The 25437-nt window shown below is 53.8% G+C and carries 16 protein-coding genes; 4 read left to right on the top strand and 12 right to left on the bottom strand.

What is annotated here, in order from left to right:
* Window positions 1–516: 516 nt before the first annotated feature.
* The 7 genes from QNH46_RS06345 to QNH46_RS06315 form a co-directional block, all read right to left on the bottom strand.
* On the bottom strand, window positions 517–2508 hold the full coding sequence (locus tag QNH46_RS06345) for a cache domain-containing sensor histidine kinase (RefSeq protein ID WP_283927363.1): 1992 nt from the start codon (window positions 2506–2508) through the stop codon (window positions 517–519).
* The gene (locus QNH46_RS06340) at window positions 2505–4067 is read right to left on the bottom strand and encodes a response regulator transcription factor (protein ID WP_283927362.1); all 1563 of its coding nucleotides are present in this window, start codon (window positions 4065–4067) and stop codon (window positions 2505–2507) included. Before QNH46_RS06340 ends, QNH46_RS06345 begins: the two co-directional genes overlap by 4 nt.
* 178 nt (window positions 4068–4245) lie before the next feature.
* The gene (locus QNH46_RS06335; RefSeq protein ID WP_283927361.1) at window positions 4246–5445 is read right to left on the bottom strand and encodes an ABC transporter substrate-binding protein; all 1200 of its coding nucleotides are present in this window, start codon (window positions 5443–5445) and stop codon (window positions 4246–4248) included.
* Between the two features lie 139 nt (window positions 5446–5584).
* Window positions 5585–6547, bottom strand: coding sequence for a galactofuranose ABC transporter, permease protein YjfF (yjfF, locus tag QNH46_RS06330; RefSeq protein ID WP_283927360.1), 963 nt, complete (start codon window positions 6545–6547; stop codon window positions 5585–5587).
* Window positions 6540–7577: an ABC transporter permease gene (locus QNH46_RS06325; protein WP_283927359.1), complete on the bottom strand. Its 1038-nt coding sequence runs from the start codon at window positions 7575–7577 to the stop codon at window positions 6540–6542. Before QNH46_RS06325 ends, yjfF begins: the two co-directional genes overlap by 8 nt.
* Complete coding sequence (locus QNH46_RS06320; protein ID WP_283928361.1) at window positions 7574–9094, bottom strand: sugar ABC transporter ATP-binding protein; 1521 nt, start codon at window positions 9092–9094, stop codon at window positions 7574–7576. The genes QNH46_RS06325 and QNH46_RS06320 overlap by 4 nt, the downstream gene beginning before the upstream one ends.
* Window positions 9095–9183: 89 nt before the next feature.
* Window positions 9184–10236 carry an ABC transporter substrate-binding protein gene (locus QNH46_RS06315; RefSeq protein WP_283927358.1) on the bottom strand — a complete coding sequence of 351 codons (1053 nt, stop codon included), beginning with the start codon at window positions 10234–10236 and terminating at the stop codon, window positions 9184–9186.
* A 248-nt stretch (window positions 10237–10484) separates the two neighbouring features.
* On the opposite strand from QNH46_RS06315, the gene QNH46_RS06310 reads away from it, so the two are divergent.
* The 4 genes from QNH46_RS06310 to QNH46_RS06295 all read left to right on the top strand — a co-directional run bounded on the left by QNH46_RS06310 (window position 10485) and on the right by QNH46_RS06295 (window position 15740).
* Window positions 10485–12284: a cache domain-containing sensor histidine kinase gene (locus tag QNH46_RS06310; RefSeq protein ID WP_283927357.1), complete on the top strand. Its 1800-nt coding sequence runs from the start codon at window positions 10485–10487 to the stop codon at window positions 12282–12284.
* A gap of 3 nt (window positions 12285–12287) precedes the next feature.
* Complete coding sequence (locus QNH46_RS06305) at window positions 12288–14072, top strand: response regulator (protein WP_283927356.1); 1785 nt, start codon at window positions 12288–12290, stop codon at window positions 14070–14072.
* The gene (locus tag QNH46_RS06300) at window positions 14044–15024 is read left to right on the top strand and encodes a sugar ABC transporter substrate-binding protein (RefSeq protein WP_283927355.1); all 981 of its coding nucleotides are present in this window, start codon (window positions 14044–14046) and stop codon (window positions 15022–15024) included. The genes QNH46_RS06305 and QNH46_RS06300 overlap by 29 nt, the downstream gene beginning before the upstream one ends.
* 77 nt (window positions 15025–15101) lie before the next feature.
* Entirely contained in the window at window positions 15102–15740 is a 639-nt protein-coding gene (locus tag QNH46_RS06295) for an NAD(P)-dependent oxidoreductase (RefSeq protein WP_283927354.1), read from the top strand.
* Between the two features lie 133 nt (window positions 15741–15873).
* Here the strand turns inward: QNH46_RS06295 and QNH46_RS06290 are convergent, their stop codons facing one another.
* From QNH46_RS06290 to QNH46_RS06270, 5 genes are all read right to left on the bottom strand, one after another.
* Window positions 15874–16407, bottom strand: a complete 534-nt coding sequence (locus QNH46_RS06290) for a glutathione peroxidase (protein WP_283927353.1) — start codon at window positions 16405–16407, stop codon at window positions 15874–15876.
* Window positions 16408–18197: 1790 nt separating this feature from the next.
* Window positions 18198–21206 (bottom strand): beta-phosphoglucomutase, encoded by a 3009-nt coding sequence (gene pgmB, locus QNH46_RS06285; protein ID WP_283927352.1) that lies wholly within the window; start codon window positions 21204–21206, stop codon window positions 18198–18200.
* Window positions 21207–21270: 64 nt separating this feature from the next.
* The gene (locus QNH46_RS06280) at window positions 21271–22362 is read right to left on the bottom strand and encodes a carbohydrate ABC transporter permease (protein ID WP_283927351.1); all 1092 of its coding nucleotides are present in this window, start codon (window positions 22360–22362) and stop codon (window positions 21271–21273) included.
* On the bottom strand, window positions 22363–23445 hold the full coding sequence (locus QNH46_RS06275) for a carbohydrate ABC transporter permease (protein WP_283927350.1): 1083 nt from the start codon (window positions 23443–23445) through the stop codon (window positions 22363–22365).
* A 320-nt stretch (window positions 23446–23765) separates the two neighbouring features.
* Window positions 23766–25172: an ABC transporter substrate-binding protein gene (locus QNH46_RS06270; protein ID WP_283927349.1), complete on the bottom strand. Its 1407-nt coding sequence runs from the start codon at window positions 25170–25172 to the stop codon at window positions 23766–23768.
* Window positions 25173–25437 lie beyond the last annotated feature (265 nt).

The raw sequence follows: 25437 nt of genomic DNA, 5'->3' as shown, positions 1-25437 counted from the left end.
TGTCCGTGTGAATACGCTTTCATTGTGCGTATGTCTTTTCTTTGGATACTGGTAATTTTTTTTGGCTTTCTTCTAAGCTGTCCTACATCCGTTTTAAATCGTTCAGCCTATAATAAATGGATTAGTAGTAGTTAGTTTCTGCGACTAGGAAGTGAAAATAGATTTAAATGGATTCCATGTCGTTAGAAGTAGGAAATTGCCAATGTTGGGCTGGATTCTTGATTTTAGATGCGTAAAATCCAACTAATCCCCTAAAACATTCGCTTAGAGCATAATTAGATGCATGAAATCCATTTAGTGTATAAACAGCTTGGTATAGGCATTAGGGTATGGCAGCTTAGTGTATATGAATCTAGGTACGGTATCTCAGTGTGTGGCAGCTTAGTGTATATGAATCTAGGCACGGTATCTCAGTGTGTGGCATCAAAGGGTTTGGTATCTTTGTATACAAAGTATTCATAAATCTAAACCGGTTGTATCTGGTCACTGGCTAATAAGGGTATTTGTACGTGGAAGTTATTTTGTTTCGATAAGCGGCAGCGTCATCCGTACGCGTGTACCTTCACCGAGCTTGCTCGTAATCGTCACACCGTACTCCTCGCCGAAAAGCAGCCGGATCCGGTCGTTGACGTTGGCCACGCCAATGCCTGAGAACAGCTGGCGCGAGCTTCGGGATTTTGCACCAGCCTGAGCACTGCCTGCTCCTGCACCAGCCTGGGCATTGTCTGCCTTTGCACCAGCACGAGTATTGCCTGCCTCTGTACCAGCCCGAGCACTGCCTGCCACTACATTAGCCCAAGCATTGCCAGCATCTGTACCAGCCCGAACACTACCTGCCACTACCTCAACCGCCCCTGCATCAGCAGCCTCGTAAGCCGGCCGCCCGGATCTGCCCGCCGTCCCATGCTCGAGGTCAAACGCCGCCATATCCATGCCATCGCCGTTGTCGGCCACCTCGCAGACCAATCTGGGACCCTCTTTTGCTACCAGCACATGGATCACGCCTTCCCCCTTCACATTAAAGGCATGGAAAAAGGCATTTTCCATAAACGGCTGGATCATCAGCTTCGGCACCTGGTAATGTGCGCAATCCGGCGCAACGTAATAGTTCACCCGGATCCGCTCCCCATAGCGGATATGGTTAATGAATACATAGGCTCTCAGATTCGCCAGTTCCTGCTCCACGGTAATCGTCTCGCTGACGTTGCTGATCGTATTTTGCAGCAGCGAAATAAGCGCATGGATGGTCTCCACCGCTTTGTCCTTGCTGCCCTGCTGGACGAGAAACTTGACTGAAGCTAACGTATTGTACAGAAAATGAGGATTAATCTGCTGCTGCAAAGCGGCAAGCTCCGCCTTCCGCTGCCCCTTCTGCGTCTCCACGAGCTTGTCGACATATTCATGGATTTCGTCGAGCATATAGTTATAAGCCCGGCCCAGCTCGCGTATTTCGTAGCCGCCCGAGACGTTGACATAGTTATGGAAATTCCGCCGGGTCACCTTCGACATTTGGCGGGCCAGCAGGGTGAGTGAGCGCGTCATTTTGCGGGAGATCAGAAAAACCACGACCAGGGCAACCAGCACGATCGCCAGACAAATGAGGACGACGCTTCGTGTATTGACCATTTGGCCGAGCACCATCTGCTGGTCGATCATGTTGATGAGGTAGAAGTCATAGGAAGGCAAGTACTGGGCCAGCATGAGCTGGTCTTTGCCCATAAGGGTCACTTTTTTCAAGACCAAGCCCTGCTCCTCGATCTCTTCAGCATAGGACAGAAGCTCGACGCTCCTCCGCCCGGTCAGATCCGGTATATTACTCGTCATCACTGTCCCGCTCTTGTCCATAATGACGACATCGTTCCCTTCGCTTGTAAAGCTGGTATAGAAGGGTTTGAAGTCATTCTCGTCAATGACGATGTAGAGCATGCCGTATTCCTGGCCCGTCGTCCGCTCCAGCAGCACCTTCGTCGCCACGATGAACTGCCGGCCAGACGCATCGCGGTACAATTGATACATCAGCTTGTCCGGGTGCGCCTTTGCCTTGGCCGTGAGTTCGCTCCGCTCCAGCTCAAGAGCCGACGGCTTGGCCAAATTGACGTTGCCCGAATAGCTTCGCCCGTTCTTCCCAACGATCGCCACCCCGACGGAATAGGCGTCCACCATGGACTGTACCCGTTTCATCTGCTGGGTCATGTTGTAATAGGAATTCATCACGCGAATGGATTGCGGCGCTTCGGCCTCCGTCAGAAAGGTCTTGAGCGTCCCGCTCTGCTGCGCTTGATTCGCCGCCAGCACAATCGAATAGTGAAACGCCTCAAAATTGTTATGAATCTGATCAATGACTTTGGAATTCGTGATGCTGAACGTTTCCAGGAACAGCTGCTCCGTCATGCGCAGATTCGTCCACACTACGGACACCGTAATCGTCACAATGCAAATGACCATAACAACGAACAATTTAATAAATAACCCATGAAACTTCAGACGCTCAAACCGTGCCCTCATCATAACTCTTTCACCACTCGTTCGGCATATTGCCTCCGGTATTGGGTCGGGGACAGCCCCGTGCTTTTCTTGAATACTTTGCAAAAATAGCTATGATCGCCATATCCCACCCTGCTGCTGATTTCCGAGATGGGGATATCCCCCTTGCGGAGCAAATCAGCTGCCTTGTCGATCCGCACCCGGTTGAGATGCTCCTTGAAGCCTTCATGATGGTGCGCCGCAAAAAAGCTGGATAGGTAAGACGGATTGAAATGGAAATGCCGCGCCATTTCCGTAAGGCTAATCGGCTCCGCATAATGCTCATCGATGTAATCGAGCAGCAGTTTCATACTGGGGTTGCCCGATTGCAGCGCCTGCTGGGCGGACTGCACGCAATCCTCCGCCTGCCGGCGGAACTCCTCGAGCAGCGAAGTGATGCCGCTGACATGCCGCGCCTCGTCAATGGCTTTGAAATACGCGTATTTGGCTTCGTCCAGCGCCGCAACATTCAAATTCAGGCTGCCGAGCATATGTATGATGTTAAATAGAATATTTCCGATCAATGACTTAAATTCAAACACCTCCGCCGTATAGGCTTTGGTATGCCAAGCAATATAACGTTCCAGTCCGTCGAACCCTTCATCCAATTGCAGTCTGCGAATCTGCTCCATGAAGGCCTGAAGCGGAAACTCCTTCACCTCTTGCGGCTCCGGCAGTTCGTCTGGCATCAGCACAGCATCCAGCGGCAGGAAGAAACCGTATTGCAGCAGCTTTTGCCAGCCGTCCCGGTAAACGCCGCCAAGCTGATCCAACGAGTAAAAGATGTCGCTGAGCGCCCATAACAGCTCCCCCTCCTCTGTCAGTGAAGCAGGATGCAGCATCTTCAGCTTGGGCGGCAGCGCTTCCCGTCCCTCTTCGTCGACATTCAGTACGTACACGCACAGCCCGGGATGCCCGGCAATCGGACCGCAAGGCAGCTTTGCCACAGCCATTCGCGGAAAAAGCGCTTTCAACTCATCCGTAACTGACGCATTCCCACTGCTCCCCAATATATAAAAATAGGGGTAAGGGAACCATTCCTCCACCTGTTCGCGGTCTAGTTCTATTTCATACCCTGCAAGCAGCTTCTCCAGCGTTGGCTGCATGGAAACCGACCCCGGCTCTGCGTTCTGGCGCACGGTTCCGCTTAAAGCGGGCACCTTTTCCGCTGTTTTGCGCAGCACCTCAAGCAGCATTCCCGTCTCCAAGTGCGGCTTCAGAATATAATCGGATACCCCGCTCTGGAAGGTCGAGCGCACATAGTCGAATTCGCTGAAGCTGCTCAGCACAATGACTTCAATCTCCGGCCAGTTATGCTTGATGAGCCGGGTCAGCTCCTCACCGTCCATGACCGGCATCACGATATCTGTCAATACGATATGCGGGCGCAGCGTCTCGATCAGCTCCAGCGCTTCCCTGCCGTTCGATGCCTCGCCGACGATCTGAAAGCCGTCCTGCTCCCAGTTCAGTATATGCTTGATGCCCTGCCGCACCAGTATTTCATCATCCACAACGAGTATTCTGTACAGTTCGCGATTCCCCATTTCTACTCTCTCCTTCAAGCAACGTCCAACGATGTGCTCCTGCTTCCTATTCATGCTCGGCTCCCTACTCCCGCCGTTGCCTTCTATTCGTGCTCAGGCTCCCCTGTTCATTCTTTTGCATCGTTTTCGCGCCCTCGCTTTCACCCGCTATCTTGCTCTCATGCCTCACCCTTGCTAGCTAATACTTGCGGCTGCTGATCTCCCGCTCCGCCGTCACTTCCGTAAACACGCTCTCCGGGGTAACGATCCGCTTGGGCAGGGTACGGCCTTCCATGATTTCATTCACCGCCTGCATCAGATTCGGTCCGAGCAGCGGGTTGCATTCGACCACACAGTTGATTTTGCCCTTGATCAGCTGCTCCAGCGCCTTGCGCGTGCCATCCACGGACACGATAACGATATCCTTCCCCGGCTGCAGGCCATATTCCTCCATCGCCTCGATGGCTCCAAGAGCCATATCATCATTATGCGAAAATAAAACGTCGATATCGCCGCCCAGTCGATGGAGCAGCGAACGCATCTTGTCCTTACCCTGCTCGTGGGTGAAATCAGCATATTCACTTCCTAGAAATACAAACTTATCGGTACCCGTAATTGTATCATGGAACCCCCTGCCCCTGTCGATTGAGGGCGTCGAGCCCTCTGTTCCCTTCAGCTCCACGATCCCTATTGGACCGGTGGAGGCGGCCATTTTGTCCAGCACGTACTTCCCGGCCTTTTGCCCTTCCTCATAAAAATCCGACCCGATCAATGTCACGTATTGTGAGGCGTCGGCTGTGTCCACCGTCCGGTCAACGATGATGACTGGAATGCCCGCTTCCTGGATTTCGCCCAGAATGCCCTCCCAGCCAGATTGGACGACCGGAGCGATCGCGATGACATCGACCTTCTGCCGGATGAAGCTGCGGATCGCCTCAAACTGCTTGCGCTGCGACTGCTCGGCATTGTCGAAGATCAGCGTGATGCCCGCTTCCTTCGCCGCCTCCTTCACAGACTGGCTGTTGGCGTTGCGCCAGTCGCTCTCCGAGCCAAGCTGCGAGAAGCCAAGCACGATCGGGCGGGATGGCATGACGGTGCCTCCGGGCTGCCCCTCACCATGAGACGGCATGATATCGGCGGACGAAAGTCTTCCGTCTAATGACAGGCCTGCTCCAGGCACGGCGCCGCCTCTTGGAATAGCCTCGTCCTCTGGTAGCATGCCTCCTGCAGACCTTCCGGCTTCGCCCATCCTATTCTCATGCCTATGCGAAGCAGCCGTATCCTCATTCCCCATGCGAACCGCACCGCAGCCCAACGGAAGCACCACTAGGCAGACCGCCAAGATGAGCTTCAGCAGCCACAAGAAGAGAGGCTTCGAATCCTTGCGATCCTTTTTCACCGCTCAGTCCCCCTTATCGCCTTTATATCTCCTTATTTTGCAAGTCTAACATGTTTTTCGTCCATTTACAGGCAAAAGAGGATATCCAAGGACAAGATGCATTCCCCTTGAATATCCTTCAAATTGACAGCCTCGCCCCTCAGCTTCGCTCTGCCAGACGCCGTTCCCCGAGCAGCTTTTGCAGCAGAATGAACAGCAGCAGGAGCACGCCGATGACGATTCTCGTCCACCACGAGCTAAGCGTACCTTCAAAGCTGATGATCGTCTGAATGACACCCTGAATCATAACGCCAAAAAAAGTGCCGACAACAAAGCCTACGCCCCCCGTGAGCAGCGTGCCGCCAATGACGACCGCCGCAATGACGTCGAGCTCCATGCCGCTCGCATGCAGGCCGTATCCGGAGAGCATATAGAAGGTGAACACGACGCCGGCCAGCGAAGAGCACAAGCCGCTGAAACCGTACACCATGATTTTCGTCCGGGCCACCGGCAGCCCCATCAGCAGAGCCGATTGCTCATTGCCGCCGACGGCATACGTATTGCGGCCGAACCTCGTGTAGTGGGCCATGTAAATGCCGAGCGCAACGACCAGCAATGCGATGATGACGCTGAACGAAACGAAGGTGTTCCCCGGCAGCCGGATTTTCGTCTGCGCCATCGTGGTGTAGAAGGCATTATCGATCGTAATTGTATGGATGCTGATCACATAGCACAAACCTCTAGCCAGAAACATTCCCGCCAGCGTGGCGATGAACGGCTGGATGTTGAAATAATGGATCATCGCCCCCAGCGTGGTTCCAAACAGGATGCCGAGCGACAGTACGAGCGGGATGACTATATACGGCGGCCAGCCCTGCTGCAGAAGACTCGCCGAAATCATCGTCGTCAGAGCAATCATCGAGCCAACGGACAGGTCGATCCCCCCTGACACGATAACAAAGGTCATGCCCACAGCAGCAATCAGCAGGAACGAATTGTCGATCAGCAAATTCATCAGCACCTGGAGGGAGAAAAAACCGGTATACCTGAACGATCCGGCAGCAAAGAGCAGGACAAACAGGCCAACCGTCACAAACAGCGGAACATATTGGCGCTTAAGCATGGGGGTTCACCTCCCGGTTGGCCGGATAATTGCCGGCTTTGCCGCGCCCTCCGCGTCCGCGGAGCAGACCCCGGAATTTATCTGATTGGACCAGGCAGACGGCAAGCACGACGACCGCTTTGACGACAAGCGTAATTTCCGGCGGAACCCCCACCATATAAATCGTAGTCGTCAAGGTCTGGATGATTAGCGCGCCAATCAGCGTCCCCGTTAGATAGAACCGGCCGCCGTTCAGCGAAGTCCCGCCGATGACGACGGCCAGGATCGCATCCAGCTCATACCACAGTCCAGCATTATTCCCGTCGGCGCTGGATACATTGGAGCTTAGAATAAGCCCGGCCATTCCCGCGCACAGGCCGCAGAACATATAGACGGCAAGCATGACCGTCCTTGAGCGGATGCCCGCCAGACGGCTCGCCGTCGGCTTGCAGCCGACCGATTCGATGAACAGGCCCAGCGCCGTTTTTCGCGTCAGCAGTGAAGCGACCGCAAACATGACGGCCACGATAAAGATCGAAAAGGGCAGGGTGAACAATGAACCCGCACCGATATATTGATATTTCGGGCTGAGCACGGTGATGATTTGCCCGTTCGTGATCAGTTGGGCGATCCCCCGGCCGGCGACCATCAGGATGAGTGTCGCAATGATCGGCTGAATGCCGAAGCCCGCCACAAGCAAGCCGTTCCACAGCCCGAGCAGTGCAGACAATAGAAGGGCGCTCGCGACGGCGATCAGTATGGTCATAAGTGCATTCTGGTCGGCACTGCGGCTAATACTTAGGCAGGCCATGGCTCCGGTAATGGCCACGACCGAGCCGACCGACAAATCAATGCCGCTCGTCGCAATCACTAATGTCATTCCTATGGCTACCAGAATCAGCGGCGAGCCGAAGTTGAGGATATCGATGAGGCTGCCGTACAGATGGCCGTCCCTCATTTTGATGGAGAAGAAATCCGGCGAATAAATGAGATTAAATAGCAGCAAACCGGCTAACACGCATAACGGCCAAAACAAACGATGCTTGATCATCTTTGCTCCCCCCCTGCTATCGCCTGCATGACTTGCGACTGTCTTGCTGCTCCGCCTTGTACTTCCTGCACCTTGCGGCGATCCCGCATAATGGCCACGCGGTCACTCACCCGCAGCACTTCCTCCAGCTCGGAGGAAATGAACAGGACGGACATTCCCTTCTCCGCCAGAGTGACAACAAGCTTCTGGATTTCCGCTTTGGCCCCGACGTCGATGCCTCTTGTCGGTTCATCCAGAATCAGCAGGCCAGGCTCTGTGAGCAGCCAGCGCGCCAGCAGCACCTTTTGCTGATTTCCCCCGCTCAAGTGGCGGATAAGCTGCTCGGGTGCCGGAGGATTGATATTCAATAAGCGGATATACTCTTCGGCGATCTCATCCTGGCGCTTGCGGGAAATTGCGCGGAACCAGCCCTTTGTCGCCTGAAGGGCAAGGATAATATTCTCCCTCACGGTCAGATCGTCGATAATGCCCTCGGTCTTTCGATTCTCCGAGCAAAAAGCAATCCCCAGGTCTATGGCTTGCCGCGGGCTGGACATCATTCCGCTGTACCCGCCTAGCCGGACATGACCCTCATCGGCGCGATCCGCACCGAACAGCAGCCTGGCAAGCTCCGTGCGCCCCGAGCCGAGCAGTCCTGCAATGCCTACAATCTCGCCTTTATGAATGCGAATATCAAACGGTTCAATCGAACCCCGCTTGCCAAGGCGGCTCGCCTCCAGCAGGATCTCGGCGCACCGCTCTGCCCCCTCGCCGGGCTGCTTGGGCAGCTGTTCGAGCAGGGAAAACTCCTTGCCGATCATTTTCGATACCAGCTCTATTCGGGGAAGATCCTGGGCCATGTATTCCCCAACAAATTCTCCATTACGGAGAATGGTTATTCGATCTGAAATTTCATACACCTGGTCCAGAAAATGCGTCACGAACAAAATCGCTAAACCTTCGCTTTTCAATTTGCGCATAATCTTGAACAGCTGGGCAACCTCGCTTTGATCGAGGCTCGAGGTCGGCTCATCCAGAATAAGCACCTTGGCCGAGACGCTTAAGGCCCGGGCAATGGCTATTAATTGCTGAACCGCTACCGAGTAGGATTGAAGTGTTCGCGTGACATCAATATGCAAATGCAATCTGTCCTGCAGGAGCCGCTCCGCATTCCGGTTCATTTCCTTCCAGCGGATACGCCCCAGGCTGCGGGGCTCATTACCAATATAAATGTTCTCGGCAACCGACAGATTAGGACATAAATTCACTTCCTGGTACACCGTGCTGATGCCGGCGTACTTGGCCTCCTGCGGGTTGTGAACCGCAATCGTCTGGCCATTCATATCAACGCTGCCAGCATCGATCGTGTACACCCCCGTGAGTACCTTGATCAGCGTCGACTTGCCTGCGCCATTCTCGCCCATGAGCGCATGAACTTCTCCCGGGAATAGCCGGAAGTTGACGCCGGACAATGCCTTGACGCCGGGGAACTGCTTATGGATGCCCGTCATTCGTAAAATAGGTTCGTTCTCTATCATTTGTACAGTCCTCTCCCTTCCATAGTAAGCAGCTCCGGACGCATGGCCAGGCCAATCGTCCGGAGCGCCATTTTCCCTTGCCATTCCCGTCAGTACTGGCGGTTTGGCAGCTCCCGCTTCGCATCCTCCGAGGTGAACACACCTTCTACCGTAACAATCCGTTTAGCTATATCCTTGCCGCCTACCACGTCGCGCACCGCATCCATCAATTGCGGGCCGAGCAGCGGATTGCACTCGACGATAAAATTGATTTTGCCTTCGCTCGCCGCGACGAATCCGTCTTTGACACCGTCAACGGTAATAATGATAATGTCCTCGCCGGGCTTCAGGCCTGCGGCCTCAATGGCCTGAATCGCGCCCAATCCCATATCGTCGTTGTGTGCGTACAGCACGTCGATCTTCTTATGCGCCTTCAGGAACGCCTGCATGACTTCCTTCCCCTTAGCCCGCGTGAAATCGCCCGTCTGGGAAGCGATCACCTTCAGCTTCGGATTGAAGGCGATCTCCTCGGCAAAGCCCTTTTGCCGGTCGATGGCCGGTGCCGAACCCGTCGTACCCTGCAGCTCCACGATGTTGATCTCTTCCCCGGCATCTTTATATTGTTCGACCAGCCATTTGCCGGCGCTGCGCCCTTCCTCGACGAAATCGGAACCGATAAATGTTTCATATAGAGACGTATCTTTGGAATCCACGGCACGGTCCGTCAAAATCACCGGGATGCCAGCATCCTTCGCTTCCTTTAATACGGTATCCCAGCCCGACTCAACGACGGGGGAAAAGGCGATCACATCCACCTTTTGCTGAATAAAGTTGCGGATTGCTTTAATCTGGTTCTCCTGCTTCTGCTGTGCATCGGAGAACTTGAGCTCGATTCCGGCCTCCTTCGCCGCATCCTGGATCGATTTCGTATTGGCCGTTCTCCAGCCGCTCTCCGCCCCGACCTGTGAGAAGCCCAGCGTAATTTTCCGGTCGCTGGCATTCTCCTTGTTCACCGCCGGATCTTGGCCGGCCTGGCTTGCTGAAGGCTGCTGGGTATCCCCGCCGCCATTGCCGCCGGCGCTTCCGCTGCCGCCGCATGCCGCAGACATGAGCAGCATCAGCAAGGCCGCAAGAATCATTCCTGATTTCCTGAACACCTTCATTTTGTATCCTCCCCTTTTGCTAATCACCAATTTTGGATGGCGTGACCCGATTATAAAACGCTTGCAAAACAGGTGGATACGGAGTTTCATCGCGGATTGATGCATTTTTTTTCGCATTATTGCGGCCGAAACGCATTTTGTTTGTTTTCTTGTGAAGATGGTTCAATTTTTTATTATCGATTGCCTTTTTATAGGAGATCATTCATAATTTAATTTACATTATTTATAAGGAAAGGGTCCGACTTCCGATGAAGCTGATCCACTCGTTTTCCTCAAGCCTGCGGGCGAAGCTGCTAGCCATGTTCGTACTCCTGACCGTTGTTCCGTTAATCGCCATCGGACTGATCTCTTACCAGAAATCATATAATACGGTGTACGAGAACAGTAAGGCTGGCGCCGTGTTAATCGCTGAGCAGCTGGCTCAGGATTTGGAGATGCTGTTTACGGATACGGGCAAGCTGCTGGAGCTCGGCAAGCATCCGCGGGTGCTCCATTTTCTCTTTTCGCAGAATGACACCTACGAAGATGCCAAAGAAGTGCTTAAATTGATGGATTCATACCGGCAAACCTATAAATATGAAAGCGTTCTCAATATTTCGATGATCAATTTGTACGGCCGGGGAATCAGCGAGCGCCGCGGTGTATTCCAGTTGGATAAAAATCCGCTGCGCAATCCCCACTTTACTTTTTTGCTGCATCATCCGGATACCGTACTCTACGTTCCGCCGCCGGATGCCAATCCGCTCGACCGGCTGGACGGCTTCACCGAGCCGCATGCCATTTCGATTATGGCTGCCGTGAAGCAGCGGATTACGCATGAAGTCATCGGCTTTATCGTGATCGATCTGGACGATGCCGTCGTTAAGCGGTTTTGCGACAATGTCACCATCGGCGAGACGGGGTTCTTCTATGTCATCGATCAAAATGGGAGGCCGATCTTTACGCCCGAACGTTCGAGCCGGGAAATCCAGCTCCCGGCACAAGACAGTTTACAGAGCCTGGCGGCCGGCTCCATGACGAGCTACGTAGATACGTCCCGAGGCAGCCCTAAATTTATCTTTACCTCGGCTTCCAAGGCTACCGGCTGGAGGATCATCGGGCAAGTGCCGCTTCAGGAGATCGTGTCGGAAGCGAATTCCATCCGGCAGTTGATTATCGTTAGCGTCGTATTGAGCATCTTGTTTGCGGTGTCGCTTCATTTTTTCGTCTCAAACAGACTTACTAGACCGCTCCAATTGTTGAAAAATAAAATGCGGCTGGCCGCTTCCGGCTTCCTGGAATCGAAGGTCGCTCCTACAGGCAATGACGAAATCGCCGATCTCGGCCAAAGCTTCAACATTATGCTAAGCAAAATCAAGACACTGCTGGAGCAAAATATCCGGGAGCAGGAGGAAATGAAAAAAGCCGAGCTCCGGGCGCTGCAGGCGCAAATCAATCCGCATTTTCTGTATAACACGCTGGATTCGATTCTTTGGATGGCCGAGGCCGGCAAGACCGATAAGGTGATCCGCCTTGTCGAGTCGCTCTCCCGCTTGTTCCGGATCAGTCTGAGCAAGGGAAAGGACTGGATCAGCCTGGAGAAGGAAATTGAGCATGTGCACAGCTATTTGATTATTCAGCAAATGCGCTATCGCGATATACTCGAATACGAAATTGAGACAGAGCCGCAGCTCCTCAGCGCTCCGACCTTGAAAATGCTGCTTCAGCCCATCGTGGAAAACGCGCTTTACCACGGGATCAAGAACAAGCGGGGCAAGGGCTTCATCCGGATTAGCGCCCATGCCGCAGACGGCGGAGAGATGGAGCTGCAAGTCCAGGATAATGGCTGTGGAATGAATGCGTACAAGCTTGAACTGTTGCGCGCCAATTTGGCGAATCAGCGGCTTCCGGCAGAAACCGGCGAGGAGGTCTCTGGCGGCTTCGGACTGCATAACGTGCAGCAGCGAATCCGGCTGTATTACGGACAGCAGTACGGCGTTCAGGTGGACAGCAGTGAAGGAGAAGGTACGACCGTGACGATGCGAATTCCGATGAGAGGACGTGATTAAGGAATGAAAAAAGTCTTTCTAGTCGATGACGAAATTCTGATCCGGGAAACGATCCGGGACTGCGTCCATTGGGAGCAGGAAGGCTTCCTCTACTGTGGCGATGCCTCGGACGGCGAGGTCGCGCTGCCGCTGATCGAGGAGCTTCACCCGGACATTCTGATTACCGACATTAAGATGCCTTTCATGAACGGTTTGGAGCTGTGCACTCTCGTCCGTCAGCGTATGCCGGAAATCAAAATCATCATTCTGAGCGGACACGGCGAATTCGAGTACGCCCGGAGCGCCCTCAGCATCGGGATCGAAGAATACTGCCTTAAGCCGATCAGCTCTGCGGATTTGACCAGCCTGCTGCGGAGTGTCAGCCGAAAGATCGATAAGGAACGCAGCGAGCAGGCGCAGCTTGAACGTCTCCGGCGGAACGAGAGCATGGGCAGGGTGCAATCCCGGGCAAAGCTGCTGGACGATCTATGCAGCGGCTTCCTCACGACACCGGAGGCGCTGCATGCCGCGTCCCAGCTCGAGGTGCCGCTGGTCGCCCGTTATTATGCGGTCGTGGTGATGGATTTGCGCGATGCCGATGACCTGGCGGGCGTACACATGCCGGATCAGCAGGCCGCCGGTGAAATGACCTGGGCCAGGAGCCGTGCCGCTGAAGGCTTTGAGACGGGAACTAATGAGGATACACCGGAGGGACTGACCCATGATGCTAGCCTCCTGCTCGGGCAGGCTGCAGAGCTAAGCACGGTGAATAAGCAGCTCATGCAGCAAATCAATGCCTGGGAGGAGGACACAGCTCTCCCCTTCCGCCAGAGCCGGACGAAGACCGGCTGGATTATTAAAGGCGATACGGTCGATACCCTGAACGAGCGGATCGAGCCGTTCCGAAGGCTGCAAGAAAGCGCAGCCGAACATTCCCGCAGCTGTGTCATGGCGGTCGGTATCGGCTCGATTCAGGATCGGCTGCAGGGCGTTCATCTGTCTTGTCTGGAAGCGGAAGAGGATATGCACTGGCAGCGGCTGTCCCGGCAGAACCGCCGAAATTTATGGGAGGCCACCCGCAGTACCTTACACAGCAGCATTTTTCTGGACCGGCAGGCCTTCATCGGATTTTTAAAGGTCGGCTCTCCCCCGGAAACGCCGGGCTTCATCAGGGATTTTGCTGCGGTATTGCAGCCAGTTGACTGGAGCACCTCATTAATCGGTTACTACATTCTGAACGATATTACGCTAGAAGTCATTCGGACGGCGGAGGAGCTGTACCGCCAGCCCGAGTCCCCTGACAGCTACCTTCAGCCGTTCCAGAGCGAGATCGAGGCAATCCGGGAATGGGAGGATGCGTGCGCTTATTTAACCCGGCTGGCAGAGCAGTTCTGGCTCTGGCGCACCCGCTCCTCCGACCGCTACGCCCACCTGCTCGCCCAGGTCAAGGCGTACATTCAGGCCAACTATGACAAGGACCGTATTTCTCTTCAGGACGCGGCTGATTACGTAAATGTAAGCCCGAGCCATCTCAGTAAAATATTCAGCCAGGAAACGGGGCAGACGTTCATCGAATTCCTGACCCAGACGCGGATTCGCAAAGCCATGGAACTGCTGCACTCCACGCAGGCCAAAACGTATGAAATCGCCTTTCAGGTCGGTTATAGCGATCCGCACTATTTTTCTAATCTATTTAAGCGAACTACCGGGATGACCACGACGCAATTCCGCAGGAAAGGAACGGTCCCTGCCGCGTTGTACGGGGCAGAAGGAGCAGCAGATGAGAGCAGCCAGACCATTTCTCTATAGTCAGGTACGGATTGTCGCCGCGATGCTGCTCGGCTGCTTTGTCTTTGCAGGCTGTCAATCTGCGCCGGTCACGGAAGCCAAGCCTCCGTCCATTAAAGTTGCTGTTGCGAGCGAAGACGGAGCGCCGCGCTATACCTTTGGCATCATATATCCGGTTGCGCATCTGTTCTATGAGGAGATTACCCGTTTGGCGGAGGAAGCGGCAGCTCCTCATTCCATTCAGCTTATCGTGAAAGCGCCGGAAAGCTTCAGTGCCGACCAGCAGATCCATATGATGGAGACGATGATCCAGCAAAAGGTCGATGCCATCGCCATTGCACCAATCGATGCGGCCGCCCTTGCTCCGGTCATCGACAGAGCGGTTGAGGCCGGGATTCCGGTCATTTGCTTCGAGTCAGACTCGCCGGGAAGCCGGCGGCTCTCTTTGATCGGTACGGATAACGTCAAGGCCGGGGAGCAAATGGGGCAGGTAATCCGGCAGTTGCATAACAACAAAGGAATGCTTCTTATTGAATCCGGCGTACAGAACATGAAAGTGAATCAGGAGCGCCTCGACGGCTTGCTCCAGTATTTACAGAATCATACGAATATTCAAGTGCTTGAAATCCGCTATCATGGAGGGAACAGTGACAAAGCCTTATCCGATTTGGAACAAATGATCGACGATCACCCGCATTTCGATTCGTTAGTGTCGGTCGATCTCATTTCCAGTTCGGCATCCGTCCTCGTCTGGAAGGCCAAAGGCTTGAACCGGTTTGCACTCTCTTTCAACATGACCCCGGAAATGAAGGAAGCGATCCAGAACGGTCAGATCACCTCCGTCATTTCTCATCACGAACAGAATTGGGGACGCCTGCTCATTGATTATCTGCTGCGGGCAGCGCAGGGCGAGCATGTTCCTCCTTTCATCGATACCGGAACTGAAGTGGTGCAGGGCCTGTCATCGGAATGAAACATGGCTGTATTATAATTGGATTACGGAGCTAGAGTTTGGAAGTTTTTAATGAGAACGTGAATAGGGGCGTATTTATGACGAATGACTACAAAATAGCCATCATCGGCGGAACCGGAAAAGTTGGGAGATATATTGCTGCAGCCGCGCTGCGTAAAGGTTATCAGGTGCGCATGCTCGTAAGGAATCCACGGAAGCTGGACGGCCAGGACAGCAGAATCGAAATTCTGCAGGGAACGGCGGAGAATAAAGACCATTTACGAGAGCTCCTCCAGGATTGTCACGTCGTGGTGAATGTTTTTGGCCAGCCGCCAAGAGAGGCTCCGCAATACAGCTCCGTCACCGGCATGGTTCTCCAAGTCATGAACGAGCTCGAAATCAGCCGATATATCGGTGTAACGGGAGGTTCCCTTACTTTGAAAGGGGACCGGAAGCGATTCATAAACAAAATCGGTGCGCTGCTGTTCAGGATCTTCTTCCCTGCGATGATCAGAGACAAGCAGAAGGAGGCGGCCATCATTCAACAATACTGCAATATCGAATGGACGCTGATCCGGCTGCCTTTCGTCGTCGAGGGCGCAGAAAGCGGCGGCATCAAGGAAAATCTCACCGATATGCCCGGCCTCAAAATTTCCAATCAGGACATCGCCAGCTTTATCGTCCGTCAGGCGGCAGAGGCCAAGTATATTCATAAAGCTCCTTTTATCGCTACATAGTAGCCGCAACCGAGGAAAAGTCCCCGTCTCGTTGTCATGGAGATGGGGACTTCAAATTCGGGTCCAATTCGGCTACATGTCCGATTTCGACATCGATTTGGATTTTGGCTTGGACTTGGATTCGGATTTGGCATTAAGCCCATTGCAGCAATTCCTGGATGCTCGATTGGACCACATCGATAGAGTCCGTCGGCTCAAAACGGCGCACGACCCGGCCCTGCTGATCGATCAGGAATTTGGTAAAGTTCCATTTGATCGCATCGCCTACCAGCCATTCCGGCACTTTTTCAGACACCATCAGCTTCAGCAGCTTCGCGTTGATATCACTCTCATCAAAGCCTTGGAACGGGGCGGCCTTCTTCAAATAATCGAACAAAGGATGCGCCTGCTCCCCATTGACCTCCACCTTCGCAAAAACCGGGAACTTCACGCCATAATTGATCTGGCAAAAGGACTCCGCTTCTTCATTCGTACCTGGCTCCTGCTCCCCAAACTGATTGCATGGAAAACCGATGATTTCCAGCCCTTCGGCGTGAAATTGCTCGTAAACCTTCTGTACATCGTCAAACTGTGGCGTAAATTTGCATTTGCTGGCCGTATTCATGATCAGGACCGGCCGGCCCTCCAGTTTATACAATGGGAACCGCTCTCCATTCGTCTTAAGCACGTTGGAGTCATAGCATTGTTGGCATGGATTTCTGTCACCTCATGATTGTATGTATTGATTTTCAACATATAATAGATTTGCAATAAAACTGCGATCCATAACCCCTGTTTCACATTGTCAGCTGCTGTTTTGTAACTGCCTGAAGTATAAAAATTCAACAGCACGCCCTAAGGGATTGTGAGTATCTGCTGTCACCAGTTCTTACGGACATGGGAGACCTTATTTGTACGGAAAAGAGGCAGATTCGTGTGCTTACGGACACAGGATCAGCTATTTGAGCATTTTCACGCGTTTTTGCTGCTGTAATGGTGGAATAGCGGAACTAGGGTCCGATAGCGTGTGAATTTTGCTGATTTGGGACAAATAGCGGAAACAGGGTCCGTTCGCGGAGGCTTACAGCATGTGGAGGTGCCGAGTGTGCGATGTGCCGCGTGCGCGACGTGCCGAGTATGCGACGTGCCGAGTATCCGACGTGCCGCGTGCGCGACGTGCCGAGTATGCGACGTGCCGAGTGTGCGACCTGCCGAGTATCCGACGTGCCGCGTGCGCGACGTGCCGCGTGCGCGACGTGCCGAGTGTGCGATGTGCCGAGTATGCGACGTGCCGAGTGTGCAACGTGCCGAGTGCGCGACGTGCCGAGCGTGCGATGTGCCGAGTGTGCGACGTGCCGAGTGCGCGACGTGCCGAGCATGCGACGTGCCGAGTATGCGATGTGCCGAGTCTGCGACGTGCCGAGCGTGCGATGTGCCGAGTGCGCGACGTGCCGAGCGTGTGACGTGCCGAGCGTGCGACGTGCCGAGTATGCGACGTGCCGAGTGCGCGACGTGCCGAGTGTGCGACGTGCCGAGTGTGCAACGTGCTGCCTGTGTAACATCCATAACCCCTGTTTCACATTGTCAGCTGCTGTTTTGTAACTGCCTGAAGTATAAAAATTCAACAGCACGCCCTAAGGGATTGTGAGTATCTGCTGTCACCAGTTCTTACGGACATGGGAGACCTTATTTGTACGGAAAAGTGGCAGATTCGTGTGCTTACGGACACAGGATCAGCTATTTGAGCATTTTCACGCGTTTTTGCTGCTGTAATGGTGGAATAGCGGAACTAGGGTCCGATAGCGTGTGAATTTTGCTGATTTGGGACAAATAGCGGAAACAGGGTCCGTTCGCGGAGGCTTACAGCATGTGGAGGTGCCGAGTGTGCGATGTGCCGAGTGTGCGACGTGCCGAGTATGCGACGTGCCGAGTGTGCAACGTGCCGAGTGTGCGACGTGCCGAGTGTGCGATGTGCCGAGCGTGCGATGTGCCGAGCGTGCGACGTGCCGAGCGTGCGACGTGCCGAGCGTGTGACGTGCCGAGCGTGCGACGTGCCGAGCGTGCGACGTGCCGAGTGTGCGATGTGCCGAGTGTGCGATGTGCCGAGTGTGCGATGTGCCGAGTGTGCGATGTGCCGAGTGCGCGACGTGCCGAGTGTGCGATGTGCCGAGTATGCGACGTGCCGAGTATCCGACGTGCCGAGTGCGCGACGTGCTGCCTGTGTAACTTGTAAACGCGTGTGAACCAACAGCGTAGGTACAGGGCATGTGGCGATGGCGTTGCTGCATTAGGTCGTGCGGTATAGGCTCGCACAGCGTACAGGCGCGTACAGCGTACAGGCGCGTACAGCGTACAGGCGCGTACAGCGTACAGGCGCACATTGTAAAAAAAGCCCCGCTCCTTCTCCCTGCAAGCGGGAGAGGAGCGGGGCTGTGTATGCTGCCGAGCCAGAATAGCCCTAGCCCGGCAGCAATCAGACTAAGCCATCAGCTGCTGCAGCTTGTCCAGGCTCAGCTCGGCCGTCGAGGCAAGCAGCAGGTCGGCGGCGCCGAGCTGGGCGGCGCTTCCGATGCCGACGGCCTTCATCCCGGCGGCCCGGATGGCGGCAACGCCTGCCTCGGCATCCTCGACGCCGATGCAGTTCGCCGGATCTGCGCCAAGCATTTCTGCGGCCAGCAGAAATATTTCCGGATCCGGCTTGCCTTTGCGGGCGCTGCCAGGGTCAGCCACCGCCTGGAACCAGGAGCTGGCGCCTAGCCGCTCCAGGATGAACGGCGCATTGTGGCTGGCCGACGCCAACCCGACCGCGATCCCCTGCTCTTGCAGGCTGACGAGCAGCTCGCGGATGCCCGGCAGCAGATCGGCAGGCGTGATATGCTCGATCATCCGCTTATAGCTGTCGTTTTTCCGCTTCGCCAGCTCCGCCTTTTCTTCGGCGGTATAGCTCCGCTCACTGTCCTCAAGTACAATTTCCAGCGACTCCATCCGGCTGACGCCCTTCAGGCGTTCATTTTTGGCGCGGTCGAACGGAAGGCCTAGCTCCTCGGCCAGCTCCTTCCAGGCCAGATAATGGTACTCTGCCGTATCGGTAATCACACCGTCAAGGTCGAAGATGACGGCCTCCAGTTTTTTTACAAATGGCATTCTCACGGGTTCTCCAGGCAGCAGGTTTAAGGTATCTCCTTTATGCCTAATCTCCAAGCCCTCCGTGCTATCGCTCTCCAGTAGGGTATATACGACACCCTCCTGATCAACAAAAATATCAACCCGTTGGCCATGGTTCATTACCTTAAAGCGATAACTGTCCCATTGCGCCGGCAGCTTCGGATCAAAGCTGAGCACTCCATCATACGCGCGCATGCCGCCAAAGCCGTTTACGATCGACATCCAGGAACCCGCCATGGCCGCGGTATGCAGGCCATCCTTCGCATTGCGGTTCACATCGTCGAGATCCATGCGCACCGTGCGGTCGAAATAGGAATACGCGCTTGCCAAATCCCCGATTTCCGCGGAAATAATGCTATGAATGCATGTGGACAACGAGGAGTCGTGTGTTGTCAGCGGCTCGTAATAATTGAAGTTGCGGATTTTATCCGCCAGGGAGAACCGGTCTCCGAGCAGGAACATCGCGAGTACTAGATCGGCCTGCTTCAGCACCTGATGGCGGTAAATCACCAGCGGGTGATAATGCAGCAGCAGCGGATATTTCTCTGCCGGTGTATTCTCGAAATCCCATTTTTTCTTCGTTAAAAATGTATCGTCCTGCGCATAAATGCCCAGTTCTTCATCGAACGGAATGAACATCTTCTCCGCTGCGTTCAGCCATCCTTCGATTTCTTCCTCTGTCAGCCCTAGCTTCCGGCATAGCCGGTCGTAATCCTGCGGATACTGCTCCCGCAAAAACGCCGCCGTCTCATAAGCGTAGGTCAGCTGTTCCTGCACCATCAGGTTCGTGTACGCATTGTTGTTGACGATCGCCGTGTATTCATCCGGTCCAGTTACGGCATCGATGCAGAAGGCGCCGCCGCGCGCCGGGTTGTAATGGCCAAGGTCGGCCCAGAAACGGGATGTCTCAAACAGAATTTCGGCTCCTTTGGTCACCAGGAATTCGATATCCCCGGTCGCCTGCACGTACTGCTTCATCCCGTAAGCAATATCGGCATTGATATGCGCCTGGGCTGTGCCCGCCGGGAAATAGGCTGAGTTCTCAGCGCCATCGATGGTGCGCCAAGGATAGAGCGCCCCTTTTTGCGACATGACGGCTGCCCGCTCCCGCGCTTTATCCAGCGTGTTATAGCGAAACTCCAGCAAGGCCCTGCCAATTTCAGGCTGGGTATACGTAAAGAACGGCAATATATACATTTCCGTATCCCAGAAATAGTGGCCTTCATAACCCTCGCCCGTAAGGCCCTTGGCTCCGATGTTCGTGACGCCGTCGCGGCCTGCCGATTGCAGCAGGGCAAAAGCGTTGAAGCGAATCCCCTGCTGCAGCGCCACGTCGCCGTTGATCTCCACGTCGGCCCGCTGCCAGAATCGCTCCAGGTAAACGCGCTGCTCTTCAGCCAGCAGATCAAAGCCGCTGTCGCTCGCCTGCCGCAGCACTTCGCTGCTGCGGCGGACCAGCTCCTCCTCGGCATAATCCCGGGTCGTATGATACGAGATGTATTTGGTCAGCCGCGCGGTCTCTCCGCCTTTCAGCTGCAGCTTATATTTCGCCGACATCCGCTGCTCGTTCTGCTGCACCGACATTTCGTATCCCCAAGGGGCTTCGATGCGATGGCTGATCGCAGTGAGCAGGGCAAATTTCGTATAACGGGTACGATGCCTCATCCATAACATCGCTCTCTCATGCCCGGTTTCTTCGAGCAGCAAATTCGGCTCAGCGCGCGCTCCGCCAAGACGTGGATCGTCGGTTGCTTCCGGCTCGGCGATTTTGCCGTCCACCCCTGAAATCAGCGCGACGCTGCCTTCAAAATTCAGCGCGGTCACCTCATATTGGATCGCCGCCAAATGCTTGTGCTGCAAAGCGACCATCCGCTGAATCCGGATCAACACGCGATGTCCCGCCGGCGACTCCCATTCAACCTCGCGCTGCAAGATTCCCTTCTGCATATTCAATTGCCGTTTGGAGCTATGCACCTTGCCGGAGTGGAAATGAAACGGATGCCCCTCGACTCTCAGCTCGATCCATTGCGCGTTCGGAACATTGAGCATGGACTGGTTGCGCGACGGGTACCCGTAAGCCCCCTCGGGGTATACGATCGGCTCGGAATCGTAGAAGCCGTTTAAGTAGTTGCCGACAACCGATTTTCCTGTCTTGCCGTAATACCCTTCCTCCAAATTGCCGCGCATGCCGATATATCCGTTGCCTAAAGCGAATATGCTCTCATTTCTTTGATTGTTCTCTTCATCATAGGACTGTTCAGTAACGTGCCATTCCTCATAAGGATACAATGCCTTCGGATGCTCGTATGGCTTCATTTTCATCTCTGCCAGGCCCCTCCAATTCCGTAATCATTCTCTTGTTGATTGTTGCAGTAATGCGCGGCTACTAGCCTTTAACCGATCCGCCCATAAGCCCTTTGACGAAATATTTCTGCAGCAGGAAGAAAATCGTCAGCGGCATCAGCATCGAAATGAATGCGGCCGAGGTCAGCAAATGCCAGTCATTGCCCCGCGAGCCGACAAGGTCGGCGATCTTCATGGACATGACCTGTACGTTCGGCTGGTTGCCGATAAAAATGAGCGATACGAGATAATCGTTCCAGACCCACAGGAACTGGAAGATCGCGATCGACGCCAAGGCCGGCACGGACAGCGGCAAGATCAGCCGGCTGAAAATTGTAAAATGGCTCGCGCCGTCAATGAACGCCGACTCGAACAAATCTTTAGGCAGCTGGCTGATGAAGTTATACATAAAGTACGTCACGAGCGGCAGACCAAACGCGGTATGCGCTAGCCAAATGCCCAGGTAGCTGCCATTTAGGCCAAGCGCCGTGTAATCCTTCAGGATCGGAATAAGCGCAACCTGAATTGGAATGACGAGCATGGCGATGATGATGACAAACAGCGTCTTGCGGCCCGGGAATCGCAGCCAAGCAAAGGCGTATGCCGCGAACGAAGCGATCAGCACCGGAATAATCGTCGCCGGTACAGCGATGGTCAGCGTGTTCCAGAAGGCCTGGGACAGGCCGGTTCCTTTTTGTACGGTTTCACTGCCATCGCCGAGCTTCAGCTTATATTCCTTCCCGGACAGGACGTTCTTGTAGTTGTCCAGCGTAAAATCAGGCTTCACTTCCCAGCCGCGCTCCTGTACATTGACCGTGCGGGCTCTGCGGTTCTCCCACACGAGGCGGTGGTCGCCCTCGGTGACGCCAGCCTTCAGCTGATCGTCGGTGTAGGTCTTTCCGTTCACTTCAATCGGCTCGCGCAAATCGACTTCTTTAGATAGCTGCAAACTCTCTCCAGCCTTCCACTCCTGGTGAGGGAACACCTTCCACCAGCCCGTCTGCAGAATATCCGCCGCAGGCCTGAACGAGGAGATGAATAATCCGAGCGTCGGGAGCAGCCAGATGAAGCAAATGATGCCAAGCACGATGTTGACTACGGTCTTGTTTCCTTTTCTCTTTTTACGGCCGACCATTTAGAATCCCCCCTGCTTGCGGAACTGGCGCAAATTGATAATGATTACAGGCAAGACCGCGATCAGCAGCACGATAGCCAGCGTGGAGCCGTAACCGAAGTTGCGGTACATGAAAAACTGCCGGTAGAACTGCGTCGCTACAACTTCTGTATCGTATTGACCTCCCGTCATCACCATGACGACGTCAAATATTTTCAAAGTGAATACAATAATGGTCGTAGTGACCGTCAAAATCGTCGAAGAGATATATGGAATCATAATGCCGAAGAAAATCTTGACTTCTCCCGCGCCGTCCACGCGCGCCGCCTCCAAAATATCCTCGGGGACGCCCTTGATCGCGGCGGAGAAAATAACCATCGCAAATCCCGTCTGCATCCAAATCAGAATGATAATCAGGAAAAAGTTATTCCATGGCTGGAGCATACTTGTCCAGGCCTGCGGCTCACCGCCAAAAAATGTAACAATTGCGTTCAATATCCCGATTTGTTCATCGCCAGGCTGATAGTAGTAAACGAACTTCCAAATTACGCCGGCAGCCACAAAGGAAATCGCCATCGGCATGAAGATGATCGACTTAGCGATCCTCTCGTAGCTGCTGCGGTCAGCCAGAATTGCAATCAGCAGACCCAGGCTTACGCAGGCCAGCGTCCCAACGAACACCCATAACAGGTTGTTCCGCAGCGCCGTCGCGAGCAGGCGGTCGGTAAAAATGGCCGCATAGTTGGCCAGACCGACGAACTTATCCGAGGAAGCATTGAAGAAGCTTAAATATAGCGTCCGCAATGCAGGCAGAATAAGCAGCCATCCCAGGACGAGGGTTGCCGGGCCAACGAAGATGAACGGCAGGACTTTCCGCCGGACTTGCTCCGGGTACTGCTCCACCGCCCAGTTAAACGTGTAATAGATGAGGTAGACGCCGACGACTCCCCATAGCACGGCAAATACGGCCGTCAGCAGCGGGTTAAGTGTCGAATCGCGGAAAAACAAAAATATGGAACCGTGTACGGCGATATTGGCCAATAGTACAAGCAAGGATAAGAGCACGGCTTTCATGCTAATTCTTGGTTTTGCTTGTGCACTCATAATAGCTCCCCCTAAAAGTTTTGCGAAGCAAAACTAACTTCGTAAACATTCGCTTGTTTTGCGTAGCAAAACTTGTCTTCGTAAGCCTGATCAAAAGTGTCAACTTTTCAGCACCGAAGCCTAAGCTTTTGATGTACGTTTTTTTCAAAACGTTTTAGTATGCTTTTCAAGGGTGTTATGCAAGATTCGATGCCGATTAGCACCTTGAATAACTTCGTGATCAAAGTTGATAAGACAAGAAAAGAGGAGCAGCTAGCAATCGAACCATAGTGCTCCTCTTTACCCGTTAACAACGTGTGAAAAATGACGATAATTGCAGATTAGTTATCCCAGCCGGACTGAATTTGCTTCAATGCGTCATCCAAGGAAGCCGTACCGCTCACGTAGTCGGTCATCCCCTTCCAGAACGTACCTGCGCCAACTTTACCAGGCATCAAGTCAGATCCGTCGAAGCGGAGCGTGGATGCATCCTGTACGAGCTTCGCCATGCGGCGGTCGGATTCGGAGCTGTACCAGTCGAGAGATGCGTCGTTCATAGGCGCGATAACGCCGCCGGATTGAACCCAAGTTTTGATGGATTCGCCCGTCGTGAAGAATTCCATGACCGCGCGAACCTCCGGACGATCGTTGAACATCGCGTAAATGTCGCCCGCTACAAGTACTGGCTTGCCGTATTCTTTATCAATAGATGGCAGGTAGAACCAGTCGTAATCTTCATCCACTTTAGCCGTTTCCGGGAAGAAGCTGGTGATGAAGTTGCCTTGACGGTGGAACCAGGCTTTTGGAGGATCCGTGAACATTGGAGCCGGAGCATCACCGAATGCCGTAGTTACGATCGATTTCGTGCCGCCGTATACATAATCTTTATTCATCCAGATGTCAGACATAATTTCTACAGCACGCTTCACTTCAGGAGATGTGAACGGAAGCTCGCCGTTTACCCATTTGTCGTAATTCTCTGGAGTTGTAGTGCGGAGCATGATGTCCTCCACCCAGTCCGTAGCTGTCCAGCCTGTGGCTGCACCGGACTCGATACCGATACTCCAAGCAGGGTCGCCGTCTTTGGCGATTTGCTCAGTCAAGGCCATCATTTCATCCCATGTCTCGGGAATTTTGTATCCTGCCTCTTCGAACTGCTTCTTCGGATACCATACCAAGCTCTTCACGTTACTGCGGTTCCAGATCCCCGCCAGAATTTTGCCGTCTTTGCCGTCCATCGTTCCCATGTCGAGCCAGCTTTGGTTGTAGTTCGCTTTTAATTTGTCCTGGTCAAGAATGTTGGTCAAGTCGATGACTTTCCCCGTTTTTGCGATAGAAGCCAGCAGACCGGGCTGCGGGAAGTCAGCGATGTCCGGAGCATTTCCGCCGTCTACGCGGATATTGATCGTCGCTTCGAATTCTTTGGAGCCTTCATATTGAATGTCGATCCCGGTTTTCTCCTCGAATTCTTTAATGCTGCTTTCGAATTTCACTTGGTCAGCATCTACGAACGGACCGAACATCGTTACTTTCGTTCCTTTATATTCGCCCTTCAGCGCAAGCTCCAGAGGCGACAGATTCTCGTTGCTGCTGCCTTCGTTTGCTGCTCCCTGGTTGTTGCCTCCTGTATTCGCTGGCGGCTCATTTTTCGGCGTATTTCCGCCCCCGCCACAGGCGCTCAGCACCATCGTAAATGACAGCAATAGTACGAGAAGCAATGACATTTTTCGTCCTACAGCGTTCTTCATCTTATGAACATCCCCTTTAGTTTAGTAAATCTTGCGTCCCTAGTTGCAGGGTCTTGCATTCTTGCTTCTTCCTCGTTTTTTGCCCGCTAAACGGATCATTCTTCTCCAGGATCACCCCCTTCAAGGCTTCAATCTTCGTTTCTTAGGCTAAGCATATCATGATCTACAAGGTCGCATACGTTTACATTTTGCTGATTCCTCATTCAAATTTTTACGATTTCCCGATTCTGAAAAGCTTTTCAGAATCGACAGAAAAATAAGTAAA

It is taken from the genome of Paenibacillus woosongensis (assembly GCF_030122845.1).
GTDB classification, from domain to species: Bacteria; Bacillota; Bacilli; order Paenibacillales; family Paenibacillaceae; genus Fontibacillus; species Fontibacillus woosongensis_A.
The sequence above is the reverse complement of the archived record's forward strand: the minus strand, read 5'-3'. Positions and strand labels throughout refer to the sequence as shown.

Excerpts from the sequence above, each read along its gene's own strand:
- QNH46_RS06345 (WP_283927363.1), bottom strand. The coding sequence starts at position 2,508 with ATGATGAGGGCACGGTTTGAGCGTCTGAAGTTTCATGGGTTATTTATT.
- QNH46_RS06340 (WP_283927362.1), bottom strand. The coding sequence starts at position 4,067 with ATGGGGAATCGCGAACTGTACAGAATACTCGTTGTGGATGATGAAATA.
- yjfF (WP_283927360.1), bottom strand. The coding sequence starts at position 6,547 with ATGCTTAAGCGCCAATATGTTCCGCTGTTTGTGACGGTTGGCCTGTTT.
- QNH46_RS06325 (WP_283927359.1), bottom strand. The coding sequence starts at position 7,577 with ATGATCAAGCATCGTTTGTTTTGGCCGTTATGCGTGTTAGCCGGTTTG.
- QNH46_RS06320 (WP_283928361.1), bottom strand. The coding sequence starts at position 9,094 with ATGATAGAGAACGAACCTATTTTACGAATGACGGGCATCCATAAGCAG.
- QNH46_RS06315 (WP_283927358.1), bottom strand. The coding sequence starts at position 10,236 with ATGAAGGTGTTCAGGAAATCAGGAATGATTCTTGCGGCCTTGCTGATG.
- QNH46_RS06310 (WP_283927357.1), top strand. The coding sequence starts at position 10,485 with ATGAAGCTGATCCACTCGTTTTCCTCAAGCCTGCGGGCGAAGCTGCTA.
- QNH46_RS06305 (WP_283927356.1), top strand. The coding sequence starts at position 12,288 with ATGAAAAAAGTCTTTCTAGTCGATGACGAAATTCTGATCCGGGAAACG.
- QNH46_RS06300 (WP_283927355.1), top strand. The coding sequence starts at position 14,044 with ATGAGAGCAGCCAGACCATTTCTCTATAGTCAGGTACGGATTGTCGCC.
- QNH46_RS06295 (WP_283927354.1), top strand. The coding sequence starts at position 15,102 with ATGACGAATGACTACAAAATAGCCATCATCGGCGGAACCGGAAAAGTT.
- pgmB (WP_283927352.1), bottom strand. The coding sequence starts at position 21,206 with ATGAAAATGAAGCCATACGAGCATCCGAAGGCATTGTATCCTTATGAG.
- QNH46_RS06280 (WP_283927351.1), bottom strand. The coding sequence starts at position 22,362 with ATGGTCGGCCGTAAAAAGAGAAAAGGAAACAAGACCGTAGTCAACATC.
- QNH46_RS06275 (WP_283927350.1), bottom strand. The coding sequence starts at position 23,445 with ATGAGTGCACAAGCAAAACCAAGAATTAGCATGAAAGCCGTGCTCTTA.
- QNH46_RS06270 (WP_283927349.1), bottom strand. The coding sequence starts at position 25,172 with ATGAAGAACGCTGTAGGACGAAAAATGTCATTGCTTCTCGTACTATTG.